The organism is Pseudomonas sp. PA-4-8C, from assembly GCF_021606625.1.
GTDB lineage: Bacteria > Pseudomonadota > Gammaproteobacteria > Pseudomonadales > Pseudomonadaceae > Aquipseudomonas > Aquipseudomonas lactis.
In genome coordinates this window covers 1-16,188 of the sequence record NZ_WKCD01000110.1, presented here as the reverse complement: position 1 = coordinate 16,188, position 16,188 = coordinate 1, and the positions used below count along the sequence as shown (strand labels likewise).

General features: G+C 62.2%; 17 protein-coding genes. 10 read left to right on the top strand and 7 right to left on the bottom strand.

What is annotated here, in order from left to right:
• Nucleotides 1–77: 77 nt before the first annotated feature.
• Both GIW04_RS17175 and zapE read right to left on the bottom strand, forming a co-directional pair.
• Nucleotides 78–1,376: a protein kinase gene (locus GIW04_RS17175; RefSeq protein ID WP_120248977.1), complete on the bottom strand. Its 1,299-nt coding sequence runs from the start codon at nucleotides 1,374–1,376 to the stop codon at nucleotides 78–80.
• A gap of 36 nt (nucleotides 1,377–1,412) precedes the next feature.
• Nucleotides 1,413–2,507, bottom strand: a complete 1,095-nt coding sequence (gene zapE, locus GIW04_RS17170; RefSeq protein ID WP_120249088.1) for a cell division protein ZapE — start codon at nucleotides 2,505–2,507, stop codon at nucleotides 1,413–1,415.
• A 181-nt stretch (nucleotides 2,508–2,688) separates the two neighbouring features.
• Between zapE and GIW04_RS17165 the strand changes: the two genes are divergently transcribed.
• The 7 genes from GIW04_RS17165 (at nucleotide 2,689) to GIW04_RS17135 (ending at nucleotide 9,014) form a co-directional block, all read left to right on the top strand.
• Nucleotides 2,689–3,189 carry a Csu type fimbrial protein gene (locus GIW04_RS17165; RefSeq protein WP_442962802.1) on the top strand — a complete coding sequence of 167 codons (501 nt, stop codon included), beginning with the start codon at nucleotides 2,689–2,691 and terminating at the stop codon, nucleotides 3,187–3,189.
• On the top strand, nucleotides 3,183–3,728 hold the full coding sequence (locus GIW04_RS17160) for a Csu type fimbrial protein (protein WP_120248978.1): 546 nt from the start codon (nucleotides 3,183–3,185) through the stop codon (nucleotides 3,726–3,728). Before GIW04_RS17165 ends, GIW04_RS17160 begins: the two co-directional genes overlap by 7 nt.
• An 18-nt stretch (nucleotides 3,729–3,746) precedes the next feature.
• Nucleotides 3,747–4,289 carry a Csu type fimbrial protein gene (locus GIW04_RS17155; RefSeq protein WP_003192220.1) on the top strand — a complete coding sequence of 181 codons (543 nt, stop codon included), beginning with the start codon at nucleotides 3,747–3,749 and terminating at the stop codon, nucleotides 4,287–4,289.
• 2 nt (nucleotides 4,290–4,291) lie between these two features.
• Nucleotides 4,292–4,780 carry a Csu type fimbrial protein gene (locus tag GIW04_RS17150; protein WP_003192218.1) on the top strand — a complete coding sequence of 163 codons (489 nt, stop codon included), beginning with the start codon at nucleotides 4,292–4,294 and terminating at the stop codon, nucleotides 4,778–4,780.
• 26 nt (nucleotides 4,781–4,806) lie between these two features.
• Nucleotides 4,807–5,595, top strand: coding sequence for a fimbrial biogenesis chaperone (locus GIW04_RS17145; protein ID WP_003192217.1), 789 nt, complete (start codon nucleotides 4,807–4,809; stop codon nucleotides 5,593–5,595).
• A gap of 72 nt (nucleotides 5,596–5,667) precedes the next feature.
• Nucleotides 5,668–8,016 (top strand): fimbria/pilus outer membrane usher protein, encoded by a 2,349-nt coding sequence (locus GIW04_RS17140; RefSeq protein WP_120248979.1) that lies wholly within the window; start codon nucleotides 5,668–5,670, stop codon nucleotides 8,014–8,016.
• A gap of 77 nt (nucleotides 8,017–8,093) precedes the next feature.
• The gene (locus tag GIW04_RS17135; protein ID WP_003192215.1) at nucleotides 8,094–9,014 is read left to right on the top strand and encodes a Csu type fimbrial protein; all 921 of its coding nucleotides are present in this window, start codon (nucleotides 8,094–8,096) and stop codon (nucleotides 9,012–9,014) included.
• Here the strand turns inward: GIW04_RS17135 and GIW04_RS17130 are convergent.
• Together GIW04_RS17130 and GIW04_RS17125 are read right to left on the bottom strand one after the other, a co-directional pair.
• Nucleotides 9,011–9,748: an anti-sigma factor family protein gene (locus GIW04_RS17130; RefSeq protein ID WP_003192214.1), complete on the bottom strand. Its 738-nt coding sequence runs from the start codon at nucleotides 9,746–9,748 to the stop codon at nucleotides 9,011–9,013. The genes GIW04_RS17135 and GIW04_RS17130 overlap by 4 nt on opposite strands.
• Nucleotides 9,745–10,251: a sigma-70 family RNA polymerase sigma factor gene (locus GIW04_RS17125; RefSeq protein ID WP_003192212.1), complete on the bottom strand. Its 507-nt coding sequence runs from the start codon at nucleotides 10,249–10,251 to the stop codon at nucleotides 9,745–9,747. The genes GIW04_RS17130 and GIW04_RS17125 overlap by 4 nt, the downstream gene beginning before the upstream one ends.
• A 167-nt stretch (nucleotides 10,252–10,418) precedes the next feature.
• Between GIW04_RS17125 and GIW04_RS17120 the strand changes: the two genes are divergently transcribed.
• Both GIW04_RS17120 and GIW04_RS17115 read left to right on the top strand, forming a co-directional pair.
• Nucleotides 10,419–11,501: a catalase family peroxidase gene (locus GIW04_RS17120; protein WP_120248980.1), complete on the top strand. Its 1,083-nt coding sequence runs from the start codon at nucleotides 10,419–10,421 to the stop codon at nucleotides 11,499–11,501.
• Nucleotides 11,498–12,037: a cytochrome b gene (locus tag GIW04_RS17115; protein ID WP_003192209.1), complete on the top strand. Its 540-nt coding sequence runs from the start codon at nucleotides 11,498–11,500 to the stop codon at nucleotides 12,035–12,037. The genes GIW04_RS17120 and GIW04_RS17115 overlap by 4 nt, the downstream gene beginning before the upstream one ends.
• Nucleotides 12,038–12,083: 46 nt before the next feature.
• Here GIW04_RS17115 and GIW04_RS17110 read toward each other — a convergent pair whose 3' ends face one another.
• On the bottom strand, nucleotides 12,084–13,235 hold the full coding sequence (locus GIW04_RS17110; protein WP_120248981.1) for a M14 family metallopeptidase: 1,152 nt from the start codon (nucleotides 13,233–13,235) through the stop codon (nucleotides 12,084–12,086).
• Nucleotides 13,236–13,699: 464 nt separating this feature from the next.
• A complete protein-coding gene (locus GIW04_RS17105) occupies nucleotides 13,700–14,050 on the bottom strand; it encodes a DUF6124 family protein (RefSeq protein WP_183043806.1) in 351 nt (116 codons plus the stop codon).
• Nucleotides 14,051–14,180: 130 nt separating this feature from the next.
• Between GIW04_RS17105 and GIW04_RS17100 the strand changes: the two genes are divergently transcribed.
• Entirely contained in the window at nucleotides 14,181–14,816 is a 636-nt protein-coding gene (locus tag GIW04_RS17100) for a LexA family protein (protein WP_057710328.1), read from the top strand.
• On the opposite strand, the gene GIW04_RS17095 is transcribed toward GIW04_RS17100, so the two are convergent.
• A partial coding sequence (locus GIW04_RS17095) for an ATP-binding protein (protein WP_236479074.1) occupies nucleotides 14,813–16,188 on the bottom strand: 1,376 nt, incomplete at its 5' end. The genes GIW04_RS17100 and GIW04_RS17095 overlap by 4 nt on opposite strands.

Genomic DNA, 16,188 nt, shown 5'->3' with positions numbered 1-16,188 from the left:
CGCGAATGCGGTGTGACAGTCAACAGATGTATTGGCTGTTCCACCGCATTCGCGAGCAAGCCCGCTCCCACATTGGTTTAGTGGTGTTGCATAGATTCGAGCAAGACCTCAATTTCTTCAAAGCCCGGCCGCGCGAGCACATCCGGCTGGCAGCAGCGTTGTTGCAGTGCCTGCAAGCGTTCGTCACTGGCCTCAGCCCGCTCCAACAACTCCCCCAGCAACACCCCGAACGCGCGCACTTCAATACGCTGCAGCGCACGGGTTTCCAACGTGTCCGCCGTGGCATGGAAGGACGCCGCGCCAAAGTCTCCCAGCAAGCAATCACCCGCTGCATTCCACAGGATATTGTGGCCATACAGGTCACCATGGGTAATGCCGTGCCGATGCAGGTGCGCCGCCACCGAAGCAATACCCCGCGCCATGCGCAGTGCCACATCCAGGCTGAAACGGGTGTCGGGTTCGTAGACATCCCGCGTGCACGACGCCAGGCTCGGCAGGGCCGCGAGGTTGCGGTAACTCGGATCGATCAGCTCCATCACCAGGGCGGCCTGGTTATCGGGATGGCCGACGACCCGCCCTTCAACCTTGATCAGGTTGGGATGCAGCCCGGCAGCGATGCAGGCTTGCATTTCATGCAGCGGTGAACCGTCGCTGGTGATGGTGCCCTTGTACAGTTTGACCGCGACCGGCAACGCCCGGGGTTTCCACAGCGCCTTGCGAATGATCCCCGAAGCGCCTTCACCCAGGACTTCGCCCATTTCCAGTTCCTGCCAGGCAATGTTCGGCGTCGCCTCATCACTGCTCACCTGCACGGCCATTTCCACCGGGTTGCCGGCGTAGGCCAGCCAGGTCAGGCTCGGCAGGGTCAGCAGCCACTGCGGCAGATGAGTGAGGCGGTTGGAGGCGATGCGGATCAACTCCAGGTTTTGGCACTGGGCCAGGCTTGGCGGTAGGTGAGTCAGTTGGTTACCGGCCAGCATCAGTTTTTGCAGCAATGGGCGTTGGCCCAGTTCATCGGGCAACTGACTGATGCGGTTATCGGTGAGGATCAGCCAGCGCAACAGCGGCGGCAGGGCGGCGGCGGGCACCTGGCTGATCTGGTTGGCCTTGAAGCCGATCATGCTCAGCTGGGCGCACTGGCCCAGGCATTGTGGCAGTTCGGTAAAGGCGTTGTCCGAACAGAACAGTACGCGCAGGTGCGTCAGGCGGTGCAGGTCGTCGGGCAGGCTGCTCAGCGCGTTGCCGGTGAGGTTGAGGATTTCCAGCGAGTCGGCCAGATCGAAAATTTCCCGGGGGAACTCGGTCAGCCCGCAGGCCAGGTCCAGGCGCATCGCGCCGGCCAATTGGCCAGCCTTGAGTTGGGCGAGGGTATTCATGCAGGCGTGGTGCTCGGAAGAGGGCGTAAAAGGCGCTCATGATAGCGGCTCGGGCGCGGTTTGCGGGCACAGCGTGTGCAATTGGCGCAGGCGACTGGCGGTGCGGGCGAGGTCGATGGCCTGGCCTTCCAGGCATTTATCCAGGGGCTGGTGACCGATAAGTGTCAGTTGTTTGTCCTGGTCGTAGAGCACGTCTACCAGGTTGATAAAGCGCTGTTGCACGGCGATGGGGCATTCGGCCAGATGCGGCAGGCCGTCGATGATCCAGTGGTCGAAGTCCTGGCACAACAACAGGTAGTCCATGACCGCCGTGAGCTGTTCGCACAGGTCGTTGAAGGTGAACGCGATGGTTCGTGCCTGATGGCCTCGGCATTGTAACTGCCGAGTGCCGACCTTCAGGGTTTGCGCCGGGCAATCTGTGGCAGGCAGGCCCAGGTTTTCACGCTGGCCAGCCGTACCTGGCCAGACGTACTGGCCGCCCGTGAAGCGTTGTTGCGCGTGGGCCTGAGCCAGGCTGCGAAAGTCCTGAGGCGCACTGACTTCCAGCACCTCCATGCGCGCGGCGATCAGCTCGATCACCGGTTTGAAGCGTTCGTGGTACAGCGGGTTGGGCAGCAATTCTTCCGGCGGATAGTTGGAAGTCACCAGCACCAGCACGCCGCGCTGGAACAGGGCCTTGAACAAGCGGCTGATGAGCATTGCATCGCCGATATCGTGCACATGGAATTCGTCAAAACACAGCACTCGGCAGCCGGCCAGCAGCTCGTCCAGCGTGACGCCCAGGGCATCGTCATGCCCGCGGTGCAGGAACATGCCCTGGTGCAGCCGGGCGAAGAAGCTGTGGAAATGCACGCGCTGCTTCTCGGCGATGGGCAGTGCTTGGAAAAAACCGTCCAGCAGCCAGCTTTTGCCACGCCCCACCGGGCCATGCAGGTACAGGCTGCGCGTGGCCTGGCCGGTGAGCAGGTGTTGGGCCTCGCGATTCAGGGCGCTAATCGCCCGGATTTGCCCATCACTGAGGGTATAACTCTGTTGTGCGGCCTTTTGTTGAAAATATGCCGGGATAGGCGAGGCGTCCGAGGCGTCGGTTTTTTTACCCAGCAGGCGCTGGAGCAGGGCAAGCACGGCCAAGAATAAACACTCTGTATTGCGGTGGTCGCTCACTGTAAGACGCTCAATGCCATTTGACCAATAGCGAACGGCCCCAAGCCTTGCAAACTGGCACTTTCGGGTTAACTGGCTAACCTCATACACAGTTGTCACCCCTGTATAAGGAATTGGGGCTGTGAAGGGACCGGCGGTATTGGCAGTCATGGGCACGATGCTCTGCAACGCGGCGATTGCTGCGCAACTCCAGGTGCAGGTGCGTATCGACGTGCAACGGGGTTGCCAGTTGGTGGGCACCACCCGTAGTGCGGGCATCGAGCAACTTGGTGTATTGGATTTCGGCAGCGGCCCGCGTCTGGATGACCCGGCCGGCCCCCTGAGTGCGGCCCTGATCAGCCAGCGCCAGCCGCGCCTGGAATGTAACCCCGACACGCCTTACCAGGTGCGCGTTGACGGCGGCCTGCATGGCGGTGTGGGTGAAGTGCGTTATCTGGCCACTGCGGCGCCTTCCAGCCGGCCCATCCCCTATCGAATCTACGCCGACGCCGCGCGGCTTATCCCCTTGCCGGTGGACGTGCCGATCAGTGGCCGTGTGCCGGACACCGGCTCCGTGGAGCTGCCGCTGTATGGGCGCATCGAACCACTCAAGGACATCCCCGCCGTCGGCCGTTATTCCGACCTGCTCAAGGTCACGGTCACATGGTAAGCCGCTACCTGGCCGTGACGGCCCTGGGCAGCCTGCTGTTGCTGGCGGATGACGCGCAGGCGGCGGTGGTCAACGGCCAAGTCCACGCACGGTTGGTGATCACCGCCAGTTGCGAAGTGAGCAAGGGCGTGGAAACCGCGCCGGTCACGCCCGAAGGCGGCACCGCGCTGTTGGACTTTGGCAGCCAGGGGCCGACGTGGAACGAGACCTTGGGCGCGGCGATTTCCGATGACGACAAGGCGCCGCTGTCGGTGTCCTGTAACCCCTCGGTGGTCAGCAGTTTCACGGTGACCATCGACGGCGGCGCCAACGGCGACGGCACCACACGGCGCCTGAGCAATGGCCGCCAGACCATTCCCTATCGACTCTCGGCCGACCCCCAGGGGCGCAGTGCCTACAGCATAGGTCAGCAACGCAATTTCGTCGTGACCCAGGGCACCCAGGTACCAATCCCGGTATTCGGTTCCGTGGTGGCGAATACCAGGGCCCTACCGGCCGGCATCTACACAGACACCCTGACGGTGACTCTGGATTGGTAAACCATGAGGATGGATATCATGCATGTACTTGTATCGCGAATCGGCCTCTGCGCCCTGGGCCTGGGGCTGGCGTCCAGCCTGAACGCGGCGACCACGGTGACCGGGCAGATCAGTTCCAGCCTGACCTTGATCGCCAGTTGCCAGGTCAACGGCTCCGGCGCGGCCACCGGGCTGAATTTCGGTAGCTTGAACTTCGGTACCACCAACAGCCTGTTTACCAATGCCGATGCCCAGTTGCTCGGCGGCACCGGTACCGGCGGGGCGTTGTCGATCCTGTGTTCGGCTGGCACCGCGCCAACGATCAAGGTGCGTGCCGGCGCCCACGATGGCGCTTCCCCCGGTGGCACCCGAGCGTTGGCCGATGGCGTGGGTAACTTCGTGCCCTACGATTTCTACACTGACAGCGGGCGTTCCGCGCTGTTGGCGATTGACGGCGTGGTGACACTCGCCACCAGTACCGGCGTGGCGCAGACCGTCAACCTTTACGGCCGGGCCGTGGGCAAGGCGGGGCTGCCAGCGGGCACCTACACCGACACGGTGGCCGTGGAACTGACGTTCTAACGATGTGGCCCAGAGTGTTGCTTGCCATCGGCCTGGCGATGCCGTTGCCGCTGTCGGCGGTGGTCAACCAGAGCTTCCAAGTGAGCGCGACCATCACGCCGGGCTGCCTGATCGTGGGCGGCGGTTCCAACTACGGCACGTTGGCCTACGGCAGCTATTCGGCCCTGGCCACCAGCACGGTGACGGCGGCCCTCACTGGCGGTGTAACCCTGCAATGCACGCCGGGCGTGGCCCTGAGCATGAGCGTCGATGGCGGCCTGCACAGCAGCACCGGGCGCAACTTGCAGCTCAACAGTGGCAGCGCGCGGGTGGCTTACCAATTGTTTCGCGATGCGGCGTTCAGCCAGAGCCTGGGCATCAGCCAGAGCGTCAGCGTGACCTACAGTGATGCGAGCAACATCAGCCTGCCGATTTACGGGCGGGTGGTTTTACCGGGCAATCAGCCTGGGGGGACGTACAGCGACACGCTGCAGGTGCAGCTGACGTGGTAGGGCTAACGGTTTTAAGGAGGGGTGTTATGGGGTGTGCTTTGCGACGGTTATGCACCGTGGGTTTCGCCTTGGGGGCGTTGTGCTCGGCGGGGTTTGTACAGGCAGCCAGTTCGGTGCTGATCTGGCCCATCGACCCGGTGCTGGAGGCCGACCAACAGGCCAGCGCGCTGTGGCTGGAGAACCGTGGCACCGAGACCGCCAACCTGCAGATCCGCGTGTTTGCCTGGAGCCAGAATGGCTTTGACGAGCAGTACCAGAACCAGCGCGATGTGATCGGCAGCCCGCCCGTGGCCAAAATCGAGCCGGGCCAGAAACAACTGGTGCGCCTGACCCGCACCCGGGAAGTGCCGCCGGGACAGGAGCTGGCCTATCGCATCATCATTGATGAAATCCCCTCGGCGCTTCAGGTGCCCACGCCGCCGGAGGGCAAGAACACGGCGGCGGCGATTCGCTTTCAGATGCGTTATTCGGTGCCGTTGTTTGCCTACGGCGCCGGCTTGTGGAGCAAGGACGACGCTACCCGCCAACGCGATCCCAAGGGCGCGGGCAAGCCGCAGTTGAGCTGGCAGAAGGTCAACGTGGCAGGGCGCAACTACATCGAGGTGCGCAACCAGGGCGCCGTGCATGCGCGGCTTACCGATGCGTCATTCAAACAGGGCGGGCAGACCCGGCCGTTGGTGGACGGTTTGCTCGGCTATGTGCTGCCGGGCGCGAGCATGCGCTGGCCGGTGCCGGATGCCGTATCGGCCGACCAGCCGTTGCAGGTACGCGTCAACGGCGCGCCGCAACTGGAAAGCCTGGCGCCCAAGCGATAGCCGTTATGTAGCGCAACGGGCACGCGCCCGGGTTTTAACAGGATGGAGATGTCCATTGAAGGACACAACGCCATGGTGAGTCGTGGTTGGGCTCGGGTTTTATGGCCGTCGGTGGCAGTGGCAAGCGGGCTGTGGGGCGCGGCGATGGCGGGTGACTTGCCGCCGCCGCCCGGCAGCATGGAGGCAGTTGCCGATGCACAGCTGTTTCTGGAACTGGTGGTCAACCAGATGGACACCGGCCGCGTTATCGCGGTCGAGCAGCGCGCCGGCCAGCTGTTTGTGCCGGCCAGCGCGTTGCAGGACGTGGGCATGAAACTGCCCGGTGAGCCCGTCGGCAGTGTGGCCCTGGACCAGGTGCCGGGCCTGCACAGCGACTACGACAGCAACGGCCAGCGCCTGCTGCTGGATGTGCCGCCTTCCTGGCTGCAGGAACAGTTCATCGGCAACCGCAATACCTATCCGCGTACCCAGGCCATGAGCAGCTTCGGCGCCTTGCTCAACTATGACGTGTATTTCAATGACACCGACGACGGCGGCAGTTACCTCGCGGCGTGGAACGAAGTGCGGCTGTTCGACACCTGGGGCACCTTGTCCAACACCGGGCAACTGCGCCAGACCCTGTCCGACGGAGTCAGCGGCGGCACCCTCAACAATGGTTACCGACGTTACGACACCACCTGGCGTTTCTCCGACGATGAGCGCCTGCTGACCTACGAGGCTGGCGACGTGATCAGCGGCGCGCTGCCCTGGAGCAGTTCGGTGCGCCTGGGCGGGGTGCAACTGTCGCGGGACTTTGCCGTGCGCCCCGACCTGGTCACGTACCCCTTGCCGCAGTTTGCCGGTGAGGCGGCGGTGCCGTCGTCGGTGGATCTGTTTATCAACGGCTATAAATCCGACAGCGCACAGTTGCAACCCGGCCCTTACACCCTGACCAACATCCCGTTTATCAACGGTGCCGGCGAGGCCGTGGTGGTCACTACCGACGCCCTGGGACGCCAAGTGTCGACCACGGTGCCGTTCTACGTCACCAGTACCTTGCTGCAACAAGGCTTGACGGATTTTTCGCTGGCCGCCGGTACCTTGCGCCGTGACTACACCCTGCGGGACTTCGGCTACGGGCCGGGCGTGGCCAGTGGCACGTTCCGCTACGGCTATTCCGATAACCTGACCCTGGAAAGCCACGCCGAAGCCTCCAGCGACCTGACCCTCGGCGGGCTCGGCGGCAACCTGCGCCTGGGCAACTTCGGCGTGCTCAATACCGCCCTCAGCCAGAGCCAGTTCGACAGCCGCACAGGCCAGCAACTGAGCCTCGGTTACCAGTACAACAGCACGCGCTACAGCTTTATGTACCAACGGGTGGAACGCCGCGACGACTACGCCGACCTGACCCTGGTCGATACCCCTTACGCCAGCCTCAGCAAGCGCAGCGAGCAGGTGACCCTGAGCCTCAACCTTCAACGTTTCGGCAGCCTGGGCCTGGGCTATTTCGACGTGCAGGCGGCGGACGACTCGCGCACACGGCTGCTCAACCTGAGCTGGAGCAAACCGCTGTGGCGCAACACCAGCTTTTATCTGTCAGCCAACCGCGAAATCGGTGACAGCAACTGGGCCATGCAGGCGCAACTGGTCATCCCGTTCGACCTCAACGCCAGCCTGGCCTTAAGCTCCGAGCGCAGCAAGGACGGCGCCAGTCGCCAGCGCATCAACTACAGCCGCGCGGTGCCCAGCGAAGGCGGGGTGGGCTACAACCTCGGCTATGCCCAGGGCGATGCCCCCAGCTATCGGCAGGCCGACCTGACCTGGCGCTTGCAGTCGGTGCAGTTGCAGGCCGGTGTGTACGGCAGCAGCGAGGCCATGACGCGTTGGGCGGACGCCAGCGGCTCGCTGGTATGGATGGGCGGCGAAACCTTTGCCGCCAACCGCATCAATGACGCGTTTGTGGTGGTGAGCACCCAGGGTTTCGCCGGCATTCCGGTGCGCTACGAAAACCAGCTGGTGGGCCAGACCGACCGCAACGGCCATTTGCTGGTGCCGTGGAGCAGTGCCTACTACCGCGGTAAATACGAGATCGACCCGTTGAACCTGCCGGCGAATGTGCAGAGCCCCAATGTGGAACAGCGCGTGTCGGTACGCCGGGGCAGCGGTTATCTGCTGGAATTCCCGCTGCGCCGGGTGCTCGCCGCCAGCATCACCCTGGTGGACCGCCAGCACCAGGAGTTGGCGCTGGGCAGCCTGGTAATGCACGAGCAAAGCAACACTCAGGCGGTGGTCGGCTGGGATGGCCTGGTGTATCTGGAAAACCTCAGCGCCCATAACACCTTGCAGGTCACGCTCGGTGAGGGCCGCATCTGCCAGGCAACCTTCGATATTGATGAGCAGCAACAGGATGTGCCCTTGATCGGGCCGTTAGTGTGCCAATGAGGGATTGAACAGGGAGTGTTCAGGTGAGGGGCAGCGTAGGGCTATATGGCGTAGGTTTGTTGTTTTGCGGGCAGGCCATGGCGGCGTGTTCGGTGGTGTCCACCGTGCCGGCCAGTTTTGGTTCGATCAGTTCGATGACGGTGCGCACCGCCGCGCAAACCAGCTCTACGGCCAACTCAGGGTTGAGTTGCACCTCGGCGCTGATATCGCTGCTGGTGTCCACCGACCACTTTTACGCCACGATCACCTCGCCCCAGACCGGTTTGGTCGGGCCGACCGGTGATGTGATCAGCTACACGATTTATGGCAATAACAGCACCAGCTATCCCATCACCCGTGGCAGCCAATTCGATTTCGGCGGCGCTGGCGGCATCGCCCAGAGCATCGGCCTGATCGCCGGGCCCGGCGCGAAAACTGTGCCGTTGTACCTGAGCAGCATCACTGGCAGCAACGTCGCCGCCGGGGTGTACACCGAGACATTGAGCATCGCCTGGGTGTGGAATTATTGCTCGGGGATCGGCCTTGGCGGCATTTGCCTGGGACGTGACATTGGCAGCGGCACGGCATCGCTGACCGTCAACATGACCGTGACCAACGACTGCCAGATCACTGCCCCGAATATCAGCTTTGGCAGCGCGCCGGTGGTCAGTGGGTTTACTGCGGTGACCGGGCAGACCATCAACATCGCCTGCACCAAGGGCAGCGCCTATACCGTGGGCTTGAGCGATGGCCAGAACCCGGTGAGTGTCGGCGGCCGGCGCCGCATGATTTCCGGCAGCAACTACCTGGCCTATGACATTTTCCAAAGCGCCGGCACCACGCGTTGGGGCAGTGTCGGCGCGGCGCGGCGGGCCAGTTCCACGGCCGAGGTCAACCCTGGCAACGGGTTGGGCGTCGGTAGCCAGGTGTACAACTACAACGCCAAGGTCTACACCGACCAGCCCACGCCGCCGGCTGGCACCTATCTGGATAATGTGGTGTTGGACGTCGGTTTTTAGAATGGCGTCTGCAGCGCGGCGGCCTGGTCTACCGGGCTGACCATTGCATAGTTGTAGCCGCCGCCCGACCAATAGTCGGCCTGCAAACCATCGGCACTGCGGCTGCCGCGAGGCAGGAAACCGTTGTTCGGGCCAGGCGGGCGGATGTAGAAGCTGATGCGCCGGCCTTGGGCGTCCTGATACAGCACCATGGCTGCCGCGCCTTGGTCGGTGGTGAGCAGGCGCCCGCTGACCGGCTTGAAACCGGCTTGGCTGAGGTCGGGCAGGCGATGGGCCTGGTTGAAATAACGGTCGAGCCAGGCCTGCATGGTGCCACGGTCCTGAGCGTTGTAGTCGGCGGGCATGATGCCGTCCTGGGCAAACAGACGGTAGGCCTGCATGGCGTCGGTCATCGGCAGCAGCGGCGGCTGGGTGGCTTCGCGGGCGTGCCAACCGCCAAACCCGCCGAGGCTCACGGCGATCAGCAGCAACGCCGCCGTGGCCAGGTGCCGACGGGACTGTTTATTGATGCGCTGACGAATCAGCGCCGGGTCCAATGCCGGGTTGTACGGCTGCTGCAGGGCGCCGCTCAACGACGCACGCAGCAACTGTGCATCCTGTTGCCAGGCCTGTACCTGGGCCGCCACTTCGGGGTGGCTGGCCAGCCAGGTTTCAAGCACACGACGGTCACCGTCCAGCAGTTGATGATCGACGTAGGCATGTAAATCGCGTTCGCTGGGGGGCAGGCTGATCATTTGAGTCTCCGCAGGGAAGGGCTGGTCATTTCGCCATCGCTGAGTTGACGCAACGCTTGGCGCGCGCGGGACAGGCGTGACATCACGGTACCGATGGGCACCTTGAGGATCTCGGCCACTTCCTTGTAGCTCAAGCCCTCGACAGACACCCACAGCAGCAGGGCGCGCTGTTCGGTGTTGAGTTGGTCGAAGGCTTGCAGGGTGGATTGGGCCAGCACCGTGCGTTCCACCGAAGGTTGCACGTCATCGCGGCCGGTGAAGAATTCGAGCATGCGCGCATAGCGGCGGCTGCGGCGGTGGGCGTCGAGGAATTGCCGGTAGAGGATAGAGAACAGCCAGGCGCGCAAATCGCCCTCGATACGTTTATCGGCCCAGGCGACGATGGCGCGCTCCAGGGTCGATTGCACCAGGTCATCGGCGCTGCTGCTGTTGCGCGTCAGGGACACGGCAAAACGCCGCAACCTGGGGATGAGTTCACGTAACTGTTCGTCGAGTTCATGCATGGGTGTCTGGCTGATCACTACGCTGGGACTAGAGAGACGTCCGGCGTTGAAGGTTATTCCCCGTCCCGCAAAATAAATTCAGGGCCTGGGAATAGAGCCCATCGGCGTTCGTCTTAATGCTCCGACCTTATGTTTCAGCCTGAGGCCTCTGGCCCTGGAGTTCCTGCATGGTAGATCACTCATCACCCCCCCGTCCTCCCTTGAGCACTGCGAGCCTGATCGCACGACTCGCCGGCATCGGTGCCGTGGTTGCGGTTGTTGCCGGCGCATTTGCTTACGTCAATGGCACGTTCGACCCACAGCGCCTGCGGCCAAAAACCTTGGTCAATGCCCTGGAAACCAATAACGGCGTGCATCCGGGCTTTCGCCGTAACCATGCCAAGGGCGTATGCGTGGCGGGTTATTTCCAGAGCAGTAGCGAGGCCCGTGCGTATTCCAGTGCCCAGGTGTTCAGCGAGGCCAAGACCCCGATCATTGGCCGCTTTGCCTTGCCCAGCGGCAACCCCTACGCGCCGGACAGCAGTGTGCCGATTCGCAGCTTTGCCGTGCAATTCAGCCAGGCCAACGGCCAGCAATGGCGTACAGGGATGAACAGCATGCCGGTGTTCCCGGTGGGCACGCCTGAGGCGTTCTACCAATTGCTCAAGGCCGGCGCGCCAGACCCGGCCACGGGCAAGCCGAACCCGTCGAGCATGCCGGCGTTTTTTGCCGCACACCCTGAGACCGCGCCGTTCCTGGCCTGGGTCAAAACCGCCAAGCCATCGGCCAGTTACGCGACTGAAACCTATAACGGCATCAACGCGTTTTACCTGGTGGCTGCCGATGGCAAGCGCCAGGCCGTGCGTTGGGAGGTGGTGCCCCAGAGCCAGGACGCGGCGGGTGATACCGCACCTACGGGCAGTGACTTCCTGGAGCAGGATTTGGTGCGACGCCTGGCTGTCGGGCCGTTGCGTTGGCAGCTGAACATGACCCTGGCCAACCCCGGCGACCCGCTGGACGATGCGAGCAAGACCTGGAGCGGCGCACACAAGGTGCTCAACGCTGGCACCCTTGTGCTGCAAAGCAGCCAGCCCCAGGCAGACGGCGATTGCCGCGATATCAACTTTGACCCGCTGATTCTGCCCAGTGGTATCCAAGCCTCCAACGATCCCTTGCTGGCCGCACGTTCGGCCGCGTATGCCAGTTCGTACCTGCGCCGGGCCGGTGAAGTCAGCCCGTTGCACAGCGCCCCTCAGGAGTCGAAGCCATGAATGCTCAACCGCGATTTTTTGCGCCCTTGGCGCGCGTGCTGCACTGGCTGATGGCGCTGATGATCATCGCCATGCTGTTTATCGGCGCGGGTTTGGCGGCGTCGGTATCGGAGCGCCATGAGTGGCTGATCCACCTGCACAAGCCGCTGGGCATTGCGATTCTGGCATTGGTGATCGTGCGCCTGGCGGTGCGTTTCTCTACGCGCCAGCCGCCGTTGCCAGCGGATTTGCCGGTGTGGCAGAGGCTGGCAGCCAAGGCCTCCCATGTGCTGTTGTACGCGTTGATGCTGGTGTTGCCGCTGCTGGGTTGGGCGATGATTTCAGCGGCCGGTGACCCTGTGATGCTCAGTAGTAACCTGCAACTGCCCGCGCTGCTGGGGGCGAATGCGCCGTTGTTTGCGTTGTTGCGCAAGGCTCATGGTTATTTGGCCTATCTGCTGTTTCTCACCGTACTGGTGCATCTGGCGGCCGCGTTGTTCCACGGTTTGATCCGACGCGATGGTGTCTTGCAAAGCATGACCGGTAGCAAGGATTGACCGCTCTTGTGGCAAGCTCGCTCGCCACAAGAGCTCGCCTCAGGGGTTAGCGCAAACGCCCGACGATATCGGTGATGCTGCTCAATACGTCCTTGCCCAACTGTTTCGAACGATCGCCTGACCAGCCAGTTCGCAGGTTGGGCGCGTCGTCGTTGTCCTTGAAGGGCATTTCCAGGGTCAGGGACAGGCAGTCGTACTTTTCCCCCACCGCGTTGCAGGCCAGGGTCATGTTGGCTTGGCCAGGCAGGTCGCGGGTGTAGCCGTGGGTGGTCTGGAAGTCCCGGGTCAGGTGGCTCAAATGGCTGCGGAAGTGTTTTTCCAGGGCTTCGATACGCGGGGTGTAGCCAGGGTTGCCTTCGCAGCCGGCGGTGAACACGTAGGGGATTTCTTCATCGCCGTGTATGTCGAGGAACATATCCACGCCGTATTTTTCCATCTGTTGCTGGACGAACAGGACTTCAGGGCTGAGTTCCTGGCTGGCGCTTTGCCAGGCGCGGTTGAGGTCCTGGCCCATGGCATTGGTGCGCAGGTGGCCATGGAAGGCACCGTCCGGGTTCATGTTCGGCACCAGGTACAGATCGGCGACGGCCAGCAGTTTTTTCAGTTCGTCGTCGCCGTCTTTTTGCAGGCGCTCAATCACGCCCTCCATAAACCATTCGGCCATGTGTTCGCCGGGGTGCTGCTGGGCGATGATCCACACCTTGCGCCGGCCTTCGATCCCTTTGCCACGGCGCAGCAGTTGGATATCGCGGCCTTCAGCGCTCTTGCCGGTGGCCAGCAGGGTGACTCCGGCGTACTTCAGGGCTTGCTCGATCAACCAGTCGTGGCGTTCACGGCTGTAGGGCTCGAAGTAGGCAAACCAGGCGTACTTTTGCCGGGTCTGGAGAGTGATGTGCAGGATCTCGCCATCAAAACGTGTCGGTACCCGGAACCAGTTGATATGGTCATAGGACGCCACGGCGTTGTAACCGCTCCAGGCATGCCTGTAGGACGAGCGCCCTGCGTTGCTCAAGCGAAAGGTGTGGGTGTGCCCCACGTGCATGCCTTCGGCCTTGAAGTGGAACCATTGGTAGTGATCGCTGCGGGTGTCGGGTTTGATTGCCAGCAACAACTGATAAGCGTCGCTGGCATCCAGGACCTGAATGTTGCCGCTGTCGAAGTCGGTGCTGATCTTGATGGAGGTCAAGGCCACGGTCATAGTCTGGTTGCCTGAATATGAGTGATGTGGCGGCTATCTTACACAGGGGTTCGGTAAAACCTGGATGCAAAAATTGTTGCAGGGGAGGGGGCGTCATCCGTGACGCCGCGGCAGCTTAGAGTCTATGAGATTGATTCTCAAGCGCTAATTCGCAGATATACGGGCTAGAGCGTTCGGACGACTTTCTTTGAGCGATAGTCTTTTGCTACCATGCGCGCCATCAAGCAACACACAGTCTTCATTAGCCTGAAGCCACGCCAGGGAAACTGGCAAAAAAAAGACCCGGCCAAAGAGCCGGGTCAAAAACCGTGATTAGCCTGATGAGGAGATATTCCAAGAGTCCGACCTAAGGTCTCTTGGTCTATCGACTGATCTCGCGATCAGCTGAGTCCAATAATAATCATTATCATTTGCAAGTCAAATGTTTTTATCCGTGGGATAGAAATATTTTTCTTTCGTGCCTGCTACGCGTTTGCCGCCGCCCCTGGCGCCTGCAACGACCGCTCCACCATCGCTTTCGCCATATCGATCAAATACACCACCGAAAACGCCAGATCACGCTGGTTGCCTTGATGGCTGCACGCCGATTCGTAGGCGGTAGCCGATGCACTGCGCAACAGGTCCGAGGCGTGTACCAGGGCTTCCTCCTGGCTGATTTGCGGTTTTATCGCGAACAGGGCACCGTCCGAATCCGGCGTCGACCGATTTTCTTTCAAGTAATAGTCCAGTGCGCGCTGGGCCGCACCACTGTTGCACATGTCGTTTACTTCAGTCAGTTCGGATGTTTCGGGCGTTAAGTGCGTGCGGGTCGTCATAAGCGGCAGTACTCCGGTGGGTGTCGAAATCCTTGGGCTTGATGATAGTACGTATCGTATTCCTGTCGTTTTATGGATTACTACAAACTGTTTATTGCCCGAAAAAATGGGCACCGTATTGTGATGCGTCATGGATAACTGGATAGCGTTGGTCAAAGCCAACATGAAAGACCGCAAGGTCACACAGGATGAACTGGCGCAGCGCCTGGGCATGTCCCAGGGCGGCATCGGCCATTGGCTCAATAAACGCCGTGTGCCGAGCCTGGCGGACATGAACCGCGTGCTGGCCGAACTGGGGTTGGGGTATTTGGAGGTGGCGCTGGAAATTCGTGAACGGGCCGCGCAAGTGCCTGAACGGGAATCGCACTACAACCCGTACTTTCGTTACCCGGTCAGCGACTGGAAGCAGGCCTGCGAGCTGCGTGAGGAGCGTGCGCCTTATAGAACCGAGCGCTACGAATTGACCGATTACCACGCCCGAGGCAAGGCATTCTGGCTGCCAGTGAGGGGAGACGCCATGACCGCCCCCACGGGCATGAGCATTGCAGCTGGCATGATGATCCTGGTTGACCCGGCGATCGCGCCCGAGCCCGGTAAATTAGTGCTGGCCCAATGGGCTGGCAACCCCCAGGCCACCTTTCGCCAATTGCAGGAAGAAAGCGGCCAGCACTACCTGGTGCCGCTCAACCCCACTTACCCCAAGGTGCTGCTCACCGACGGCTGTCGCCTCCTGGGTGTAGTGGTGCAGGCCACGGCGAAGTTCTAGCCAGCCGTTTCAAGCTCCACCAACGCGCTGCCTTCGGCCACCATTTCACCTTCCTGGCAGAACAGCGCCTTGACCACCCCGGCGTGGGGCGCTCGGATGCTGTGTTCCATCTTCATGGCTTCGAGCACCACCAGCTGAGCGCCGGCTTCAACGGTTTGACCCAGCTCTACGAGCACTCGCACGATGCTGCCGTTCATCGGTGCGGTGAGGCCGCCCTGATGAGATTGACTGGCCTCGACCGCCGCAATCGGGTCGAACAGGCTGACGGCATGCATCTCGCCGTCCCAGCGCAGGTACAGGCTGCCTTCACTGCGCACCGCCAGATGAGCACGGCGCACGCCCTGATGTTCAGTCAGCAACTGTTCGCCGCATAACTGTGCGGTGTGCCCCGCCAGCGTCACCAGCCGATCCTGCCCATTGCAACTCAGGTGCAGCGACACCTCGGCAGGCAGGCCCGCGCGAAAGCCCTGGTGACTTGCCCAAGGCCCGTCGCCCACCGGCAAGCTCTGCATAAACGCCGCGCCCGCCGCCTGCCAGAACTCATCGCTCAAGGCCCCTGGCGTCGGCAACAACTCATTCTGATAGCGCGGGATAAACCCGGTGTCCAACTCGGCCGCGGCAAACGCAGGATGCCCGATGATGCGCCGCAAAAAGCCCAGGTTGGTCTTGAGCCCACCGACCGCAAACTCATCCAGCATGCTCAATAAGCGCAGGCGCGCTTGTTCGCGGTCTTCACCCCAGGCAATCAACTTGCCGAGCATCGGGTCGTAGAACGGCGACACGCTGTCACCTTGCTCGACGCCGCTATCCACCCGGCGTCCAGGGCCTGGGCTGGACTCGCGGTATAGCGCCAAGTGCCCGGTAGCGGGCAGGAAGTCATTGGCCGGGTCTTCGGCATACAGCCGTACTTCAATCGCATGACCGTTCAACGCGACCTGCTCTTGCGTGATCGGCAGCGCCTCGCCCTGGGCCACCCGTATCTGCCAGGCCACCAGGTCGAGGCCGGTAATCGCTTCGGTCACCGGGTGCTCGACTTGCAGCCGCGTGTTCATCTCCATGAAGAAAAACTCGCCACGGGCATCCAGCAAAAACTCCACCGTGCCCGCGCCGACATATCCGATGGCCTGGGCCGCGCGCACGGCTGCTTCGCCCATGGCCTTGCGCTGCTCCACACTCAAGCCGGGCGCCGGGGCTTCTTCCACGACCTTTTGATGGCGCCGCTGGATCGAGCAGTCGCGCTCATTGAGATACAGGCAATGACCCTGCTGGTCGGCAAACACCTGAATCTCCACATGCCGCGGCTTGAGCAGGTATTTCTCCACCAGCATTTGCCCGTTGCCGAAGGACGACAACGCCTCACGCTGGGCGGAAG